This is a genomic window from Acinetobacter sp. CAU_H_60 (assembly GCF_058599385.1).
Genome location: NZ_CM178653.1, coordinates 3,019,328 through 3,038,909, shown reverse-complemented (window position 1 = coordinate 3,038,909; position 19,582 = coordinate 3,019,328). Strand labels below are relative to the sequence as shown.

The 19,582-nt window shown below is 43.5% G+C and carries 12 protein-coding genes, 2 tRNA genes and 3 rRNA genes; 14 read left to right on the top strand and 3 right to left on the bottom strand.

The genetic code is table 11. From position 1 onward, the window contains the following. Window positions 1-72: 72 nt before the first annotated feature. Window positions 73-1,200: an anhydro-N-acetylmuramic acid kinase gene (locus tag AC4MBN_RS14450; RefSeq protein ID WP_491880449.1), complete on the bottom strand. Its 1,128-nt coding sequence runs from the start codon at window positions 1,198-1,200 to the stop codon at window positions 73-75. 63 nt (window positions 1,201-1,263) lie between these two features. Between AC4MBN_RS14450 and tyrS the strand changes: the two genes are divergently transcribed. The 11 genes from tyrS (at window position 1,264) to AC4MBN_RS14395 (ending at window position 14,142) form a co-directional block, all read left to right on the top strand. Further along, entirely contained in the window at window positions 1,264-2,496 is a 1,233-nt protein-coding gene (tyrS, locus tag AC4MBN_RS14445; protein ID WP_161792066.1) for a tyrosine--tRNA ligase, read from the top strand. 498 nt (window positions 2,497-2,994) lie between these two features. Then, complete coding sequence (locus AC4MBN_RS14440; protein ID WP_179993044.1) at window positions 2,995-3,285, top strand: hypothetical protein; 291 nt, start codon at window positions 2,995-2,997, stop codon at window positions 3,283-3,285. Window positions 3,286-4,014: 729 nt separating this feature from the next. Next, a 16S ribosomal RNA gene (locus AC4MBN_RS14435) occupies window positions 4,015-5,552 on the top strand. Window positions 5,553-5,613: 61 nt separating this feature from the next. Further along, window positions 5,614-5,690 (top strand) — tRNA-Ile (locus AC4MBN_RS14430). A 45-nt stretch (window positions 5,691-5,735) separates the two neighbouring features. Continuing rightward, window positions 5,736-5,811: transfer RNA gene (locus AC4MBN_RS14425), tRNA-Ala, on the top strand. Window positions 5,812-6,210: 399 nt separating this feature from the next. Then, window positions 6,211-9,102 (top strand): 23S ribosomal RNA (locus AC4MBN_RS14420). A 202-nt stretch (window positions 9,103-9,304) separates the two neighbouring features. Then, window positions 9,305-9,419 (top strand): 5S ribosomal RNA (gene rrf / locus AC4MBN_RS14415). Together the 16S, 23S and 5S rRNA genes with 2 tRNA genes alongside form the textbook arrangement of a ribosomal RNA operon. 331 nt (window positions 9,420-9,750) lie before the next feature. Continuing rightward, window positions 9,751-11,115 (top strand): MFS transporter, encoded by a 1,365-nt coding sequence (locus tag AC4MBN_RS14410; protein ID WP_034171560.1) that lies wholly within the window; start codon window positions 9,751-9,753, stop codon window positions 11,113-11,115. A gap of 366 nt (window positions 11,116-11,481) precedes the next feature. Continuing rightward, window positions 11,482-12,831, top strand: a complete 1,350-nt coding sequence (locus AC4MBN_RS14405; protein WP_312319670.1) for an aromatic acid/H+ symport family MFS transporter — start codon at window positions 11,482-11,484, stop codon at window positions 12,829-12,831. 162 nt (window positions 12,832-12,993) lie between these two features. After that, the gene (locus tag AC4MBN_RS14400; RefSeq protein ID WP_491880448.1) at window positions 12,994-13,728 is read left to right on the top strand and encodes a hypothetical protein; all 735 of its coding nucleotides are present in this window, start codon (window positions 12,994-12,996) and stop codon (window positions 13,726-13,728) included. A 90-nt stretch (window positions 13,729-13,818) separates the two neighbouring features. Then, the gene (locus AC4MBN_RS14395) at window positions 13,819-14,142 is read left to right on the top strand and encodes an ankyrin repeat domain-containing protein (protein ID WP_491880447.1); all 324 of its coding nucleotides are present in this window, start codon (window positions 13,819-13,821) and stop codon (window positions 14,140-14,142) included. 58 nt (window positions 14,143-14,200) lie between these two features. Here AC4MBN_RS14395 and AC4MBN_RS14390 read toward each other — a convergent pair whose 3' ends face one another. Further along, window positions 14,201-14,752, bottom strand: coding sequence for a type 1 glutamine amidotransferase domain-containing protein (locus tag AC4MBN_RS14390; protein ID WP_312317738.1), 552 nt, complete (start codon window positions 14,750-14,752; stop codon window positions 14,201-14,203). 350 nt (window positions 14,753-15,102) lie between these two features. Further along, window positions 15,103-15,795, bottom strand: a complete 693-nt coding sequence (locus AC4MBN_RS14385) for a TIGR04219 family outer membrane beta-barrel protein (RefSeq protein WP_491880446.1) — start codon at window positions 15,793-15,795, stop codon at window positions 15,103-15,105. A 130-nt stretch (window positions 15,796-15,925) separates the two neighbouring features. Here AC4MBN_RS14385 and AC4MBN_RS14380 point away from each other — a divergent pair, with 130 nt between their 5' ends. The 3 genes from AC4MBN_RS14380 (at window position 15,926) to AC4MBN_RS14370 (ending at window position 19,565) form a co-directional block, all read left to right on the top strand. Beyond that, the gene (locus AC4MBN_RS14380; protein WP_491880445.1) at window positions 15,926-17,374 is read left to right on the top strand and encodes an aldehyde dehydrogenase family protein; all 1,449 of its coding nucleotides are present in this window, start codon (window positions 15,926-15,928) and stop codon (window positions 17,372-17,374) included. 594 nt (window positions 17,375-17,968) lie between these two features. Further along, window positions 17,969-19,444 carry a sodium-dependent transporter gene (locus AC4MBN_RS14375; RefSeq protein ID WP_491880444.1) on the top strand — a complete coding sequence of 492 codons (1,476 nt, stop codon included), beginning with the start codon at window positions 17,969-17,971 and terminating at the stop codon, window positions 19,442-19,444. Between the two features lie 10 nt (window positions 19,445-19,454). Further along, window positions 19,455-19,565, top strand: a complete 111-nt coding sequence (locus AC4MBN_RS14370; RefSeq protein ID WP_004780392.1) for a methionine/alanine import family NSS transporter small subunit — start codon at window positions 19,455-19,457, stop codon at window positions 19,563-19,565. Window positions 19,566-19,582: the final 17 nt, after the last annotated feature.

Here is a 19,582-nt window from a genome sequence, read left to right as displayed (position 1 = left end):
TTCATCATAAAAAGGGTCTGCAAATATGCAGACCTTTTTTATAACTATTATATAGTGAGCTTAAAGCTGCTCTTATACAGAGGTAATTGTACCCAGAACGCGATAACCTGATGCGCCTGTCACAGCCGGCAGATTGCCGCTGAGTTGATTCATAAAACGCATCGCCAGCCAGGCAAAAGCTGTGCCTTCTACCCAAGTTGGATTTAAGCCAAGATCGGCTGTGGTTTGTACGCTCCATTGATGTTTGCGTAAACGCCAGCGTAACTGTTCCAATAAATGCGAATTATAGGCACCACCACCACAGACATAGACTTCACCGGTATCCAGACCAGAACGGTAAATGGCTTTTTTAATCGCGCGGGTAGTGAGCTTCATTAAAGTGGCTTGCACATTCTCTGGTGTATCTTCAAGTTCATCATATTGAAGGTCATTGCGCCAGTCGGCAATCTGTTCGTCCAGCCATTCTAGATTGAAGTCTTCGCGGCCAGTGCTTTTCGGTGGCTCTTTTGAGAAGAACTCATGTTCCTGTAAACGGTCCAATAGGCTACGGATTGGCGTGCCATAAGCTGCCCAGTTACCATTTTCATCAAAAGGCTGGCCGGTATAACGCTGACACCAGGCATCCATCAGAATATTGGCAGGGCCGGTATCGAAGCCATAAACTTGATCTGGTTGACCTGCTGGCAGAATACTCACATTGGCAATGCCGCCTAAATTCAGAATCACGCGGTGAATATTGTCATGCTGGAAAATATCCTGATGGAAAGCGGGAACCAAAGGTGCGCCTTGGCCGCCAGCAGCCAGATCGCGACGACGGAAATCAGAAATGACCGGAATCTGGGTAATTTCCGTAATAATATTTGGATCACCAATTTGCAGGGTAAAGCCATGTTCAGGACGATGGCGGATGGTCTGACCATGTGAGCCAATCGCCTTGATTTGAGATCGATCTAAATTATTTTCTTTAATCAGCGTATTGATGCCATGACCAATCATCTGTGCCAGTGCGACATCAGCTTTGCCCATGCGGTCGATTTCATTGTCATCTGGCAAAGTTAACGCCATCAGTTCATCACGAAGATCGGGATCAAAAGGCAAGGTGAGGGTGGCATGAAGCTGAAGTGGATCAAAAGAAGCAGCAACAATATCGACACCATCCATACTTGTGCCGGTCATTACCCCAATATAGATCGCTGTCATGATTATTCTTAAGCCTGCAATGTGCTGAAAAAGTGTTAGTATATCGCACAAATTGAATAACTGATGTATTTGGATTTTGTGATGTCAAATTTCCTGCCGGCTGAAGAACAACTTGCCCTCATCCAACGAGGCACCCACGAAATTATTTCCGAAGAAGACCTTCTGAAGAAATTAAAGCAGAATCGTCCTTTAAAAATTAAAGCGGGTTTTGACCCAACTGCACCGGACCTGCACTTAGGTCATACAGTTTTAATCAATAAATTAAAAGTATTCCAAGACTTGGGTCATGAAGTGTACTTCCTGATCGGGGATTATACTGCGATGATCGGTGACCCGACTGGTAAGAGCGCAACCCGCCCGCCATTGTCACGTGAGCAGGTGCTGGAAAATGCAAAAACCTATCAGGAACAAGTATTTAAAATTCTTGATCCAAACAAAACCAAAGTCGTGTTTAACTCGGAGTGGTTTGCACAAAAAACTGCAGCTGACCTGATTCAATTGGCATCACAACAAACAGTTGCACGTATGTTAGAGCGTGATGACTTCACCAAACGTTATAACAACCAGCAACCGATTGCGATTCATGAATTCTTATATCCGCTAGTTCAAGGTTATGACTCAATCGCCTTAGAAGCTGACGTGGAGTTAGGGGGTACAGACCAGACCTTTAACCTGTTGATGGGTCGTACTCTACAAGGCCGTTATAACCAGGAAGCGCAGGTGTGCATTACTGTGCCAATTCTTGAAGGTCTGGATGGCGTGAACAAGATGTCTAAATCTTTAGGCAACTATATTGGTGTATTTGATGCACCGGGCGCGATGTACCAGAAAGTACTGTCTATGCCAGATTCACTGATTGAGCGTTATTTCGATCTGCTCAGCTTCAAATCTATAGAAGAAATTCAAGGCTTGTTGAAAGAAATCGAAGAAGGCCGTAACCCGCAGGAAGTGAAACGCATTCTTGCGCTGGAACTGGTGGAACGTTTCCATGGTGCTGAAGCTGCCGCTCACGCCCATAAAGGTGCAGGTAATATCATTACTGAAGGTGAACTGCCTGAAGGTACGCCAGAAGTGACTATTTCACGTGGCGAATTTGGTGGTGAGATCTTCATTACTTCAATTTTACGTGAAGCTGGCTTAACCAAAAATGCTGCTCAAGCTAAAGATGCCTTAGGCCGCGGCACTGTGAAAGTGGACTGGAAACCGGTTGATGCGTCTTTTTCTGTGAAAGAGAATGTAACTTTAATTATTCAGGCCAGCAAAAAAGCAATTGCAAAAGTGACCTTCGTTGACTAAGGCTGGTTCTAAGTTATTGAAATAAAAGCAGGCTTCGGCCTGCTTTTATTTTTTAAGTTGTATATGAATTATATAAATATAGAAATTCAAAAAAAACCTTATAAAAACAACATTTAAATTTTGCCATTTGGCTTGCATTTCTGGTTTTTTGTGTATAAGATTTATTCGTCTAGAGATTCCGTGAAAAGCATATCTAGAGGGTAATGATCAATAACAGACAACTCCATAATTGATCAGGTCTCTAAGTAAAGAGACAAGTTAATATAATGTGAATAACTATAATAATGACATAATGGATCGGGTAAAGATTCAATTCTAAGGAAGAGATTTTGGGAGAGATCTCTTCCTTTTTTATTGGTGTTGTCTGGCTATATGTTCAATCTTCAATAAATTCAAAACAAAGATGGATGAATCAGCTTGGATTAAGGTTAAATCCATGGTGAGATAAATGGATCATTTTTGAATCTCAATCCATCTATAAAAAGAAAGGTAAATAAGGTGTATCAATACCAGACTGAACAGATGTTTGATGAAGACATCGATTTCATTTTGCGTTTTCTCTTCGAATATGAGTCTGCTGAGCAGAAACAAAAATCTTTTGATCAGGCACAGACCTTATTTCAGCAATTAGATCTTGCCTCCCACTATTTACTCTTTTCATTAGTCAAAGAACGTCTGCCACGTCGGGCCAAATTATTGTTTGCTGCTGAAGACTATAGTGGCAAGAAAGAAGTGATTGAGGAAGTGATGCAGCATTGGGTAAAAGATAGATACTCAAATGTGGCTTAACCGATTTTAATCTTCTGCTTATTCTTCTGCGCTTAAGTAAGCTTTCTGGATGATCTGAAATCTGGAAAGATCATATCCTCATTTTTGCTTCTTAAAAGCGGGTGTTAAGAAAAAATCTGTATTCAGCTAAGATTTTAACCTTACAGAAAGCTCCATATATAAGTCGGATAGAAAACAGCAAAATATGTAAGCTGATATAAGAAAGTTTCAGAAAATTCTGGATACAGCCCTTAAATTGTACGGTCTTATTTAAAAATCACAGTTTTTTGATAGTTATTAGGTCTTAATAAATTTTACTGTTTTAAATTGAATTGCAATGAATACGGCTTTTATTTAAGAAAAACGCTCAAAATTTAGATAAAAAAGCGATTTTTTAACGAAATTCGTAGAAAAAAGATACATACGTGAAAAATATAGTGAATTGGGGGTTGCAATGATTCTGAAATCCTCTAGAATGCACCCATACCGACGAGATAGACGGAAACGAACGAAACGCGAAGCGTTGAGTTGTTGAGTTTATCGAAGTCCAGCTTCTGGCATTGACGAGATGTTAGAAAGATCATTAAGAGATTATGAAGAACAACTTGTGTGGATTTTTACTGGTTGATTAATCGAAATTATTTTCATTGATTGAATGGTAGAAATTACTCGAAGTTTATTTGAGAAATATTTGTCAGAAAATTGATGAGCCAAGTTTAAGAACTTTACTTATAAAGTTCGAAATGATTTTAACTGAAGAGTTTGATCATGGCTCAGATTGAACGCTGGCGGCAGGCTTAACACATGCAAGTCGAGCGGGGATAGGGTGCTTGCACCTGATTCCTAGCGGCGGACGGGTGAGTAATGCTTAGGAATCTGCCTATTAGTGGGGGACAACGTTCCGAAAGGGACGCTAATACCGCATACGTCCTACGGGAGAAAGCAGGGGATCTTCGGACCTTGCGCTAATAGATGAGCCTAAGTCGGATTAGCTAGTTGGTGGGGTAAAGGCCTACCAAGGCGACGATCTGTAGCGGGTCTGAGAGGATGATCCGCCACACTGGGACTGAGACACGGCCCAGACTCCTACGGGAGGCAGCAGTGGGGAATATTGGACAATGGGGGCAACCCTGATCCAGCCATGCCGCGTGTGTGAAGAAGGCCTTTTGGTTGTAAAGCACTTTAAGCGAGGAGGAGGCTTACCTGGTTAATACCTGGGATAAGTGGACGTTACTCGCAGAATAAGCACCGGCTAACTCTGTGCCAGCAGCCGCGGTAATACAGAGGGTGCAAGCGTTAATCGGATTTACTGGGCGTAAAGCGCGCGTAGGTGGCTAATTAAGTCAAATGTGAAATCCCCGAGCTTAACTTGGGAATTGCATTCGATACTGGTTAGCTAGAGTATGGGAGAGGATGGTAGAATTCCAGGTGTAGCGGTGAAATGCGTAGAGATCTGGAGGAATACCGATGGCGAAGGCAGCCATCTGGCCTAATACTGACACTGAGGTGCGAAAGCATGGGGAGCAAACAGGATTAGATACCCTGGTAGTCCATGCCGTAAACGATGTCTACTAGCCGTTGGGGCCCTTGAGGCTTTAGTGGCGCAGCTAACGCGATAAGTAGACCGCCTGGGGAGTACGGTCGCAAGACTAAAACTCAAATGAATTGACGGGGGCCCGCACAAGCGGTGGAGCATGTGGTTTAATTCGATGCAACGCGAAGAACCTTACCTGGCCTTGACATACAGAGAACTTTCCAGAGATGGATTGGTGCCTTCGGGAACTCTGATACAGGTGCTGCATGGCTGTCGTCAGCTCGTGTCGTGAGATGTTGGGTTAAGTCCCGCAACGAGCGCAACCCTTTTCCTTATTTGCCAGCACTTCGGGTGGGAACTTTAAGGATACTGCCAGTGACAAACTGGAGGAAGGCGGGGACGACGTCAAGTCATCATGGCCCTTACGGCCAGGGCTACACACGTGCTACAATGGTCGGTACAAAGGGTTGCTACTGCGCGAGCAGATGCTAATCTCAAAAAGCCGATCGTAGTCCGGATCGCAGTCTGCAACTCGACTGCGTGAAGTCGGAATCGCTAGTAATCGCGGATCAGAATGCCGCGGTGAATACGTTCCCGGGCCTTGTACACACCGCCCGTCACACCATGGGAGTTTGTTGCACCAGAAGTAGGTAGTCTAACCTTAGGGAGGACGCTTACCACGGTGTGGCCGATGACTGGGGTGAAGTCGTAACAAGGTAGCCGTAGGGGAACCTGCGGCTGGATCACCTCCTTAACGAAAGATTGACGATTGGTAAGAATCCACAACAAGTTGTTCTTCATGACGATGTATCTGAGGGTCTGTAGCTCAGTTGGTTAGAGCACACGCTTGATAAGCGTGGGGTCACAAGTTCAAGTCTTGTCAGACCCACCATCTGCCAGAAAACAGAAAATCAGAACATTGACTTATTGATAAGCTGGGGACTTAGCTTAGTTGGTAGAGCGCCTGCTTTGCACGCAGGAGGTCAGGAGTTCGACTCTCCTAGTCTCCACCACGTATTCGTTCGAATACGTAATAAGCAAACGGTTTGATAGCTTATAGAGCTTAGTAAGAAAGCGGCGTATAATGCGCGGCATTGTTATTAACCTCTGTGATTTATCACAGTAATGCAGTCCGACGAGGATGCATTAAATCATTAACAGAATATATTTGAGTTGAAATAATTTGTTCATACTCATGAAAGAGCGGAAACAAGAGATCGCAAGATTGATTGTTGAAGTGATTGAATGAGAACTAGCGAAATTAACTGAATCAAGCGTTTTGGTATATGAATCTAATTGAAGCTGTACGGTAGTTAAATCTACGAGATGCCAACTGTATGAGAGTGATGAGTAATCATCACAATCTGTTGCTCATCCTACTTGTAGGGATGAACGACTGTTTGGGGTTGTATAGTCAAGTAATTAAGTGCATGTGGTGGATGCCTTGGCAGTCAGAGGCGAAGAAAGACGTGATAGCCTGCGAAAAGCTCCGGGGAGGCGGCAAATATCCTGTGATCCGGAGATGTCTGAATGGGGAAACCCACCGGCTATAAGGTCGGTATCATAAACTGAATACATAGGTTTATGAGGCGAACGCGGAGAAGTGAAACATCTCAGTATCCGTAGGAAAAGAAATCAATTGAGATTCCCTCAGTAGCGGCGAGCGAAAGGGGAACAGCCCATTAAGTCATATCAGTTTTAGTGGAATGCTCTGGGAAGTGCAACCATAGTGGGTGATAGTCCTGTACACGAAAGGGCTGATATGATGATGTCGAGTAGGGCGAGGCACGTGAAACCTTGTCTGAATATAGGGGGACCATCCTCTAAGGCTAAATACTCCTGACTGACCGATAGTGAACCAGTACCGTGAGGGAAAGGCGAAAAGAACCCCTGTGAGGGGAGTGAAATAGATCCTGAAACCGCATGCATACAAGCAGTGGGAGCCACTTTGTGTGGTGACTGCGTACCTTTTGTATAATGGGTCAGCGACTTATATTCAGTAGCGAGGTTAACCGAATAGGGGAGCCGTAGAGAAATCGAGTCTTAATAGGGCGTTTAGTTGCTGGGTATAGACCCGAAACCGGGTGATCTATCCATGAGCAGGTTGAAGGTTGGGTAACACTAACTGGAGGACCGAACCCACTGTCGTTGAAAAGCCAGGGGATGACTTGTGGATAGGGGTGAAAGGCTAATCAAACTCGGTGATAGCTGGTTCTCCCCGAAAGCTATTTAGGTAGCGCCTCGGACGAATACCATTGGGGGTAGAGCACTGTTTCGGCTAGGGGGTCATCCCGACTTACCAAACCGATGCAAACTCCGAATACCAATGAGTACTATCCGGGAGACAGACTGCGGGTGCTAACGTCCGTAGTCAAGAGGAAAACAATCCAGACCGCCAGCTAAGGTCCCTAAATCATAGTTAAGTGGGAAACGATGTGGGAAGGCATAGACAGCTAGGAGGTTGGCTTAGAAGCAGCCACCCTTTAAAGAAAGCGTAATAGCTCACTAGTCGAGTCGGCCTGCGCGGAAGATGTAACGGGGCTAAAACTATGTACCGAAGCTGCGGATTTGCAATTTATTGCAAGTGGTAGGGGAGCGTTCTGTAAGCCGATGAAGGTGTGTTGAGAAGCATGCTGGAGGTATCAGAAGTGCGAATGCTGACGTGAGTAACGACAAAACGGGTGAAAAACCCGTTCGCTGAAAGACCAAGGGTTCCAGTCCAACGTTAATCGGGGCTGGGTGAGTCGACCCCTAAGGCGAGGCCGAGAGGCGTAGTCGATGGGAAATTGGTTAATATTCCAATACTTCAGTGTAATGCGATGAGAGGACGGAGAAGGTTAAGTCAGCCTGGCGTTGGTTGTCCAGGTGGAAGACAGTAGGCATGCATCTTAGGCAAATCCGGGGTGCTCTATGCTGAGAGTTGATAGCAAGCCAGTTTACTGGTGAAGTGGCTGATACCATACTTCCAGGAAAAGTCTCTAAGCTTCAGTTACACTGGAATCGTACCCGAAACCGACACAGGTGGTCAGGTCGAGTAGACCAAAGCGCTTGAGAGAACTCTGCTGAAGGAACTAGGCAAAATGGTACCGTAACTTCGGGAGAAGGTACGCTGCCGGCGGTGATAGGACTTGCTCCTTGAGCTGTTGGCAGCCTCAGAAACCAGGCCGCTGCAACTGTTTATTAAAAACATAGCACTCTGCAAACACGAAAGTGGACGTATAGGGTGTGATGCCTGCCCGGTGCTGGAAGGTTAATTGATGTGGTTAGCGCAAGCGAAGCTATTGATCGAAGCCCCAGTAAACGGCGGCCGTAACTATAACGGTCCTAAGGTAGCGAAATTCCTTGTCGGGTAAGTTCCGACCTGCACGAATGGCATAATGATGGCGGCGCTGTCTCCAGCAGAGGCTCAGTGAAATCGAATTCGCCGTGAAGATGCGGTGTACCCGCGGCTAGACGGAAAGACCCCGTGAACCTTTACTGCAGCTTGACATTGAACTTTGATCTTACTTGTGTAGGATAGGTGGGAGGCTTTGAAGTGGTGACGCTAGTTGCCATGGAGCCGTCCTTGAAATACCACCCTGGTAATATTGAGGTTCTAACTCTGCTCCCTGATCGGGAGCGAGGACCATGTCTGGTGGGTAGTTTGACTGGGGCGGTCTCCTCCTAAAGAGTAACGGAGGAGTACGAAGGTGCGCTCAGCGTGGTCGGAAATCACGCGTAGAGTATAAAGGCAAAAGCGCGCTTAACTGCGAGACCCACAAGTCGAGCAGGTACGAAAGTAGGTCTTAGTGATCCGGTGGTTCTGTATGGAAGGGCCATCGCTCAACGGATAAAAGGTACTCTGGGGATAACAGGCTGATACCGCCCAAGAGTTCATATCGACGGCGGTGTTTGGCACCTCGATGTCGGCTCATCTCATCCTGGGGCTGAAGCAGGTCCCAAGGGTATGGCTGTTCGCCATTTAAAGAGGTACGCGAGCTGGGTTTAGAACGTCGTGAGACAGTTCGGTCCCTATCTACCGTGGGCGCTGGAAATTTGAGAGGATCTGCTCCTAGTACGAGAGGACCAGAGTGGACGAACCTCTGGTGTACCGGTTGTGACGCCAGTCGCATCGCCGGGTAGCTATGTTCGGAAGGGATAACCGCTGAAAGCATCTAAGCGGGAAGCCTACCTCAAGATAAGATTTCCCTAGGACTTTATGTCCTCTAAAGAGCCGTTGAAGACTACGACGTTGATAGGTTGGATGTGGAAGTGCAGTGATGCATGAAGCTGACCAATACTAATTGCTCGTGAGGCTTGACTATACAACACCCAAGCAGTTGTATATAAAGCATCAATTGATTTCATATTGATCTAACGATCAGACGAAACCTTGATTTAGTTAAGCTAATCGAACAAACTACAGCAACTCAGATACATCTGTTAATGCATTCTATTTGAAGAAAGCTAGGCAAACGAAGCGTAAGCAACGTAGATAAGACCATAGCGAGTAAGCATACCAGTTGTGCTGGCGACCATAGCAAGAGTGAACCACCTGATCCCTTCCCGAACTCAGAAGTGAAACCTCTTAGCGCTGATGGTAGTGTGGGGTCTCCCATGTGAGAGTAAGTCATCGCCAGCTCATTATTCCTAAAAAGCCCTCTGCTCATGCAGGGGGCTTTTTTTATGCGTGAGATTTCTAGGAAAAGAAATAAATATACTCCTAATTGTGCCTAGATAATAAAAATATAAATAACGTGAAAAGTATAATTAATCAACTTCGTCTTATTTTCTTATTGGTCTGTCTAAAAAATATTCGATCTACGACTTTAGCCTAAATTTTATTAAAAAAATCTAACTTGGTAAGTTTTGCAGTAGACAAGGTTTAAAGAATCATCCATTTTATATACAAAAGTGAATGAACGTTCATTTTTTTATAGAATAAAAAAGCTCACAATTGGAGGTGAGGAAAAATGACAGCAACAACAGTGAATGTGAATGCTGTAGTGGATGAAGCAAAGTTTAAACCTTTTCATTTGAAGATCGTACTTTGGTGCGTATTTGTCGTTATTTTTGACGGTTATGATCTGGCAATCAACGGTGTTGCTTTACCCCTACTGATGCAAGAATGGAATATGACGGCAGTTCAGGCCGGAATGCTTGCAAGTACCGCTCTGGCCGGCATGATGTTTGGTGCCATGCTCTTCGGTATGCTGGCAGATAAAATTGGACGAAAAAATGTCATCCTGATTTGTGTGACCTTATTCAGTGGATTTACGTTCTGGGGCGGTTTTGCCTCTGGTCCGACTGAATTTGGCATCCTACGTTTTATTGCGGGCTTAGGTATTGGCGGTGTATTGCCGAATCTGGTCGCATTAACTTCTGAATATGCGCCACAAAAAATGCGCAGCACTTTAGTCACTACCATGTTTAGTGGCTATGCAGTCGGCGGGATTATGGCGGCGTTATTAGGTGCCTGGTTTACCCCAAGTTTTGGTTGGGAAATCATGTTCTATATCGCAGGTATTCCATTATTGATGCTGCCTATACTGTATTTGTATTTACCGGAATCTTTAACTTTCCTGGTAAAAAAACAGCAAAATGAGAAGGCCAGTAAAATTGTTCAGCAGATCAGTCCTGAGCAAAATGTCACTGCAAGTACCCAGTTTGTACTGAATGAAGTGCATGCACCCGATGCTTCAATTGCTGCTTTATTTAAGCAGGGCCGTAGCATGAGTACCTTATTATTCTGGTGCTGCTTCTTTATGTGTCTGCTTATGGTCTACGCATTGGGTAGCTGGTTACCAAAACTGATGATGGCAGCGGGTTATTCTCTGGGTAACAGTTTGATGTTCCTGATGGCCATGAATATTGGTGCAGTGGTTGGAACCATTGGTGGTGGTATTCTGGCGGATCGTTTCCATCTGAAACCCGTCATTATTGGCATGTTCCTGTTGGGTGCAGTTTCATTAGTTGGATTAGGCTTTAACTCTCCACAAGCTGTGATCTATCTGCTGGTCGCTGCTGCAGGTGCTTCGGCAATTGGTAGCAGTATTCTGCTCTATAGTTTCGTGGCTCAGTACTATCCATTGGCAATCCGTTCTACTGGTATTGGTTGCGCGTCTGCAGTCGGTCGGGTAGGGGCAATTGTTGGTCCAATTATTATTGGATTCCTGTTGGGTATGGAGCTGCCACATAAAATGAACTTCCTGGCAGTTGCGATTCCAGCCATTATTGGCGCGATTTCAGTGGCTATGATTGTACGTAAAGATCTGAATGCAGAACGAAATGCTGAGACCTTACTGGCGAAACAGAAGCTGAATTCTATTAAAACCTAGTCACTTTTTGCCAATCTACTTGCTATAAATCTTAATTAAGTCAAAAGATCTCTTTCATAAGAAAGGGATTTTTTGTTTAAAGTATAAAAATCATTCATAAAAAATTGAATAAATCAAAAAATCATTGGTCTATAGACTATTTATATAAGCATTTTAATGAGAGTAATAAATGTCTAATTATTCAATTATTTAGTTTTATAAAAATGTGATAAATCACACAAATAGCCGCTATTTTATGGCTGAAATTGCTCCATCATTTGGTCTTATTGTGCACTAAATCTCACTTGCGTATATTGCTAAAACTTGAATATTCCCCCGGATATTCATAAGGATTTTATGGACAAGTACTCATGGGAGATGAGAACGATGACCACGGAAACAGTAGATATAAATTCTGTAGTCGATAATGCGAAATTTACGCCTTTTCACTTCAATGTAGTTGCTTGGTGTTTACTCATTATCTTGTTTGACGGCTACGATTTAGCAATCAATGGTGTTGTTTTACCTTTATTAATGCAGGACTGGGGCCTAAGTGCTGTTCAAGCGGGAATGCTTGCCAGTACTGCACTTGCCGGCATGATGTTTGGCGCGATGATCTTTGGTTCTCTAGCAGATAAAATTGGCCGTAAAAAAGTGATCATGATCTGTATCGTATTATTCAGTGGTCTGACCTTTGCCGGCGGTTTTGCTTCAAACCCGACTGAGTTCGGTATTTTACGCTTCCTTGCCGGTCTGGGCATTGGTGGTGTAATGCCCAACCTGGTCGCACTCACCTCTGAATATGCACCACAAAAAATGCGTAGTACCTTGGTGACGACCATGTTCAGTGGTTATGCAGTGGGTGGTGTGATGGCTGCCTTATTAGGTTCATGGTTTACCCCAAGTTTTGGTTGGCAAATCATGTTCTTTATCGCAGGTATTCCATTATTTTTATTACCTGTGATCTGGAAATTCCTGCCGGAATCTTTAGCTTTTATCGTCAAAGACAACAAACAGGAAAAAGCACGTCAAATTGTACGACGTTTGGCTCCAAATCTAAGTGTTACAGACAATACAACCTTTAAACTGCCACAGGAAAATGTACCTGAAGCAGCAAACGTGGTGAGCCTGTTCCGTCGTGGCCGTGCAGTAAATACGTTATTGTTCTGGGTTGCTTTCTTTACTTGCCTACTAACTATGTATGCGCTGAGCAGCTGGTTACCGAAGCTAATGATGGCAGCGGGTTACTCAATGGATAACAGCCTGATGTTCATGATGGCGATGAACGTGGGTGCAGTGGTTGGTATTGTGGGCGGCGGTATTTTGGCTGACCGTTTCCACCTGAAACCAGTATTAATGTTCCTCGGTATGATGGGTGCGATTGTGATGAGCTCAATGGGCTTTGCATCTAACCAGTTCCTGCTTTACATCCTGGTGTTCCTGGCTGGTGCAGCATCAATCGGTTCGCAAATGTTGCTATACAGCTATGTTGCGCAGTTCTACCCATTGGCAGTACGTTCAACAGGTATTGGCTGGTCATCTGCGATTGGTCGTATGGGGGCGATTGTTGGCCCGATCCTGATTGGTGGCTTACTCGGTATGAACCTGCCTGCACACTTTAACTTTATGGCGGTGGGTTTACCGGTACTGATTACAGCGATTGCAGTTGCTCTGATCATGCATGATGATGAATCTGAAAAGATTGGTTCAGCAGATACAATTCCTGCAAAAGCTTAAAACCAAGTTTGAAATAAGAAGCCTCCGAAAGGGGGCTTTTTTTTATTGTAAAAGTAAACCACCAAATAGCATGATTAAATATTTATAAAGGCTTTATATTTAAAATTATAATTAAGTCAAATATCGTTTTAAGATTATATAAAATTTATTTAAGGGAATGTAATGGAATTAATTGAACAGATTGCTGACGTTCTTAGAGAAGCTAAAAAGGAAATGCATGTTGATGAGATCGCTGAAGCAATTGTAGAAAAGTATCCTCATACACGTGCTCCCTTAGATGAATTATCTAAAAAAGTATCATCGTTATTAGCGAAAGATATTGCAAAGAAAAAGACAAAATCTGATTTTGTAAAACCAAAAAATTCTAAGGGTGCTCCTAGAAGAGGAATGTACCGAATCAAAATTAAAAGAGCTACACCTGAAATTGTTCTTCCACCTCCAGTTGTAAACGCTCTTTATACGGGAAAAGCAGGCGAATTTGCCGTTATGTCTGAATTACTTTTCTTTGGTTTTAATACTTCATTTATGACCGTAGATGATGGGATTGATATTGTAGCGACCAAAGATAATAAATATTTCCATATTCAAGTTAAAACAGCGAATATCTCAGAATCTAATAATCAGTATAAATTCACTATTAATCAAAGATCGTATGATTCAAAAGATGCCTCGTCTACCTTTTATATTTTTGTGTTGAGATCAACTTCAGGACCATCATTTATAAATAACTACATTATTCTTCCAAATAGTGATATTAGCCGACTAATAGAATCCGGGATAATCACGCAAGGAAGTAAGCTATCTATCAGAATTGAAAAAGATAAAACAGGCAAATATTTATTGAACTCGAAAGAAGATGTCAAATATGCTCTGAATCGATTTGATAAGATACGTTAGAGAGAAAAAATCTATTACTTTTATTAGGTTTATATAACGGTTTATTTAAGGCAATATTTCTAAGATAAAGATATTTTTAGGTAGAAAATCATGGAATTTAATTCTATCTCCCCAATCCCTGAAGATGACGACGAACTGCATCTTCCTGAACTGGTGTACTGGGCCTCAATCGGTGATGTTGATCAGGTTGAGCAGGGTCTGCTGGAAGGTCTGGACGTCAATTCTGCCGATGAAGAAGGCTATAGCGCTTTGCAAGCCGCGGCTGAAAACGATCATTTGGAAGTAGTCAAACTCTTGGTTAGCAAAGGCGCAGATGTCGATCATCGCAGTACCTATACCGCGTTGGAACTGGCAGAAATGGCCGGTAATAAAGATGTAGTGGCTTATCTAAAAAGCCTGAAAGGCGGCATTTAAATAAAATAGATCAAGAAAATAAAAAAGCCTCCAGATGGAGGCTTTTTATGGTTTGAACTTAGGCAGCATTGTCTTCCAGTTCTTTTAAGATGGCGTCATTGAAAGCAGGAATATCATCCGGATTACGTGAAGTAATTAGCACCCAGTCACCGGTATTGCAGCGATGAACCTGTTCATCGACCCATTTACCACCGGCATTTTCCAGATCCAGTTTGATGCTCTTATACGAGGTCAGGTTTTTATCCTTAATTCGCTGTGCATCAATCAGAACCCATGGCCCATGACAGATTGCGGCAATTGGTTTTTGCTGATCAGCAAAATGCTGCACGATTTTCTGGGCAGATTCATTGATTCTTAGCGTATCTGCATTCACAGTGCCACCAGGAACAACCAAGAGATCATAATCATCCAGTGTGACATGATCAAAACTGGTATCAGGCGTATATGAGGTAGCAGCTTTGGTATCGCCTTTTACAGTTGCCACCTCTTCATTTTTTTCTGCCGCATGAATCACTTCAAATCCTTTGGATTTTAGAAAATTTAAAGGCTCGACCAGTTCATCATGTTCAACGCCTTGGTTTGAAGTAATAAAGAGGACCTTTTTTACCATGATTGCTGTTCCCAAAAAATGTGAGGATTTTCAGATTAACAACAAGGCGATTCTTACAATGTTGGATTTTTAGCTCGGAACTGTTAAGCAATGCTAAGAATTTATAGATAAAAAAAGCCCCAACATCCTGTTGGGGCTTTTTTTGTATCTCGTGCTTAGGTATAACTCCTGTCGTACCTCACGTCCTGGTGCACTGCTTTATTCTTCTTGTTTTTAGGTATTTGAGCTTCCTGCTCTGTATGTTTGTAGAATAGTCTGAACCTGAAAGCTGGCATAGACGTCGATGACATCTATCTTTGTACGTCTGCGCTTACAGGGTAAGGACTGATTTTCATAACTCATTATATTATTTAGAAGTGTATATCTAAGCCAACATAAGGACCTTTAAATTCCAGTTCCAAGTCTGGTGCATTATTTTGTTCGGCATCAATATTCATGATGCGATAACCGACCTTAGCGCCTACATCAACCAGCAGGTTATCAATAAAGTCATATTGCAGTTCAGCCTGAACATCAGTCTTTTTAATATCGCTACCATGACTGTAAACCGCTTCAGCTTTAGCACTCATGCCAGTAAATGGCAGTTTTACCCCAGCGGTAGCATAGATTAATGGACTGTATTCATCTAGATCGTACTGAGTCAGGGCACCTGCATTCAGGTTTCTGACTGTACCATCCAGATTAGTCAGACCTGCACCGATATCAGCATGGACAATGGTATCCAGCAGTTCGTAATACAGAATATAGTCGATATTATTGAGTTCGATATCGGCAGCACTCAGCGGGGTGCTTTGTTCGCTATTATTGTCCAGATTCACATATTTGATTTTGGCATTTGGCAGTAGTGGTACTGGATGTTCAAATGCGACAGACAGTTGAGCCGTGCCTTGGCGATCCAGATCCTGTTTGCTGGCATTGGCAGACTGGCTATAACCGTCAAAATTCCAGTAGCTGGCATCTGCTTTAAGACCAATCACATCGGCATGGCCTATGCTGCTCAGTCCTAATCCTAGTAATAATGCAGTGAATAATTGTGTACGCATTTCTAATTTTCCTTACGCTTTCTTTAAATTGAGCGATTTTGTTACCTAAATACATCTTCTTAAACGTAATCAGTAAGTGCATGATATAGGTAATTTCTAAAATGTATATGCTAATGTGAAGGGCAGAATAATGGGATCGACAGCAGCACAACATCATCAAGACTATCCATTATATGTGGCAGGACAGCCGGTACAAACGGGTGAATGGCTGGAGGTCAAACATAAATATAGTCAGGAGCTTTATGCACGTGTCGCGTTGGCAGATGCTGAAACTTTAGAAAAGGCAATTCAGTCTGCGACTCAGGCAGAAGCAGAAATGGCAGCGTTGGAACCTTTCCAGAAACAGAAAATTCTGCTGCATTGTGTGAAGCGGTTTAATGAAATCCGTGAAAAACTGACTGAAATCCTGATTGCCGAAGGTGGCAAACCACGTAAAGCAGCTGGCGCAGAAGTAGAACGTCTGATCAATACCTTTCAGATTGCGGCAGATGCGGTCACCCAGATGGATCAGGGCCGTATTTTGCCTCTGGCAGTCACCGCCGCAGCTTCCGGTTATCAGGGCATGGTGAAACAGGTACCGATTGGTGCTGTATCTCTGATTAGTCCGTTTAATTTTCCATTAAATCTGACCGCACACAAAATTGCACCGGCAATTGCTGCAGGTTGTCCATTTGTATTAAAACCGGCGAGTCTGACTCCAGTTTCAGCCTTAAAAATTGCCGAGATTCTGGCAGAAACCGATTTACCGAAGAATGCCTTCTCAGTTCTGCCGTGTCCACGTGATCTGGCGGATGTACTGGTCACAGATGACCGTTTTAAATTGCTGAGCTTTACCGGTTCCGATGTCGTGGGCTGGGATATGAAAGCCCGTGCCGGCCGCAAAAAAGTTACTCTGGAACTCGGTGGGAATGCCGCAGTGATGATTGAGCCAGATACTGAACTCAGCGAACAGCTGATTGACCGTCTGATTGGTGGTGCTTATGGTCATGCAGGGCAGGTGTGTATCAGTGTGCAACGCATTCTGGTGCATCAGGATATTTTTGAAGAACTGAAAGACAAGCTGGTTCAGAAACTGCAACATCTGAAAGCCGGTGATCCGGATCTGGAAACAACCTTGCTAGGACCAATGATCAAGGAAGCTGAAGCTAAACGTTTACATCGCTGGATGGAAGATGCCGTAGCGCAAGGTGCTAATGTACTGACTGGTGGTGAAGTGAAAGGTGCGATGTTTGAACCGATTCTGTTGGAAAAGGTAGATCATCAACTGGAAATTTACCGTAATGAAGTTTTCGGCCCTGTCGCCATTATTGAAGCTTATAGCGATTTTGAATCAGGGATTGCCTGTATTAATAGCAGTCGCTTTGGTCTGCAAGCCGGTATCTATACCCAGAATCTGCAGAAGATGATGTATGCCTGGGATCATCTGCATGTGGGCGGTGTGATTATCAATGATATTCCATCTTTCCGTGTTGATAATATGCCTTATGGCGGTGTCAAAGATTCCGGTCTGGGCCGTGAAGGCATTCAGTCTGCGATTCGTGACATGCAGGAAGAACGTATGCTTGTCATCAAATGTTAAGCTGATCGAATCAATCAGTACTGTTCCACAATTGGCATAAGAAAGGCCGGTTGTGGAATTTTGATTTTTATTGCTTAAAAAGGCAGCAGAGTAGGCCAAAAATATAGACTGAATAAATTAAGACATAGCTCTGTTTTTATTCAGAAGAAAATGAACGAAGAAGATTTAAAAAATACTTTTTCAATTTCTATTTAATACTTGATGAATTAAGAGCGAAAAATTGCTTGAAAACTGTAGTAAAACTTAAAAACAATATATTCCAAAAAGTTTGTTTATATATAACTAAGAAAATCAAGAGCTCAGCGTAGAATTATTGAGCATTTGATAAGAATAGATTATAAAAAAAGAATGTTTTAAGCAGAAATTACAGAAAAAATTTGAAAAAGTCAGTATTGTTGAACCATCTACAAGGTCTGCTTTCTGCTCAGACTTTAAGCAAGCTGTCCGGCTAGCTGACCTGTTTGTATATTAGAATTCGATGCCCAAAAGGTATAACTCTAATTCAAACACCCGAAATAATTGAAATGCTTCTTCAGTGCTCGCGACATAACCATAACAAGCAGTATTGAATGAAGTTTAAAGTTTAGGTGTTCTATGACAGATACTCGAGAGAATTGGTCGGCACGATCAGGATTTATTATTGCAGCCATTGGCTCTGCCGTTGGTTTGGGGAATATTTGGCGCTTTCCATACGTTGCCTATGAAAATGGCGGCGGGGCATTCCTGATTCCTTATCTGATTGCGATTTTTGCAGCAGGTTTACCTCTATTATTTTTAGATTATGCAGTCGGACATAAGTTCCGCAAAGCACCACCAATGGCCTATAAAAAACTCATGAATGCAGAATCTCTGGGTTGGTGGCAGGTCATGGTGACCCTGATCATCGGGATTTATTATGCCAGCGTCCTGTCTTGGGCCGGCAGCTATATGATTTATTCCTTTGGACAGCAGTGGGGCACAGATACACAAGCCTTTTTCTTCAATAGCTACCTGCAAAATGGTGAGGGCCTGACCTTCGGTTTCGTCCCTGTACTGTTCTTTGGTCTGGTGATCGTTTGGGCAGCCGTGATGCTGATTCTCTACGGTGGGGTACGCCGTGGGGTGGAACTGGCGAATAAAATCTTTATGCCATTACTGGTAATTTTATTCACGATTCTGGTGATTCAGGCGGTACGTTTACCGGGTGCAGTCGATGGCTTAAATGCTTTCTTTACCCCAAACTGGGAAGCCATGACCAATTATAAAGTCTGGCTGGCTGCGTTTGGTCACATCTTCTTCTCACTCTCAGTGGGCTTCGGGATTATGTTGACCTATGCCTCTTACCTGAAACGTAAAACTAACCTGACCGGTTCAGGTGTCGTGGTGGCATTGGCTAACTCGTCGTTTGAAATCTTGGCAGGTATTGGGGTTTTTGCAGCGCTTGGTTTTATGGCGTTCAGTTCAGGTGCGAAAGTTGAAGATGTGGTCTCTGGTGGTATCGGTCTGGCCTTTATTGCCTTCCCGAAAATCATTTCCAGCTTAGGTGCAGGCGGTGACCTGTTCGGCTTCCTGTTCTTTGGTTCATTGACGGTGGCAGGTATTACCTCCATGGTGAGTATTCTGCAGGTACCAATTGCGGCATTCCAGGACAAGCTGGGTTGGTCGAAGAACAAGTCAGTGACGATTATTGCGGGTGGTTCAGCAGTTGTATCCACCTTGATGTTCTCAACGCATAGTGCCATTACATTTGTCGATATCATTGACTACTTTGCCAATAACATTGGTATCGTGGGTGGTGGTCTGTTATCGATTATTTTACTGTCCTGGTTCCGCCGTCCATTGATGAAAGAGCTGGAAACACATGTGAACGAGTTTGCCAGCCTGAAACTGGGGGGCAGCTGGAAGTTCATGCTGACCCTGATCACGCCGTTGTCTTTATTATTGGCATTGGCTTTAACCCTGAAATCAATCATGGCAGAAGGCTATGGTGGTTATCCTGCAAGCACGCTATGGCTGATCGGTGGGGGCACCATTGCATTCTTTATTCTGGGCGCCATTTTGTTCAGTCTAGTTAAAGATCGTCATAGTTAGGAGAACGAATATGAATACATCTGCATTGATTATGATGATTTTCTCCATGGTTTTATTATGGGGTGGTCTGGCACTGGCTGTCATGCATCTGGCAAAAAATCCAGAAGAACCAGAAGACTAAAAATCTTCACATAAACA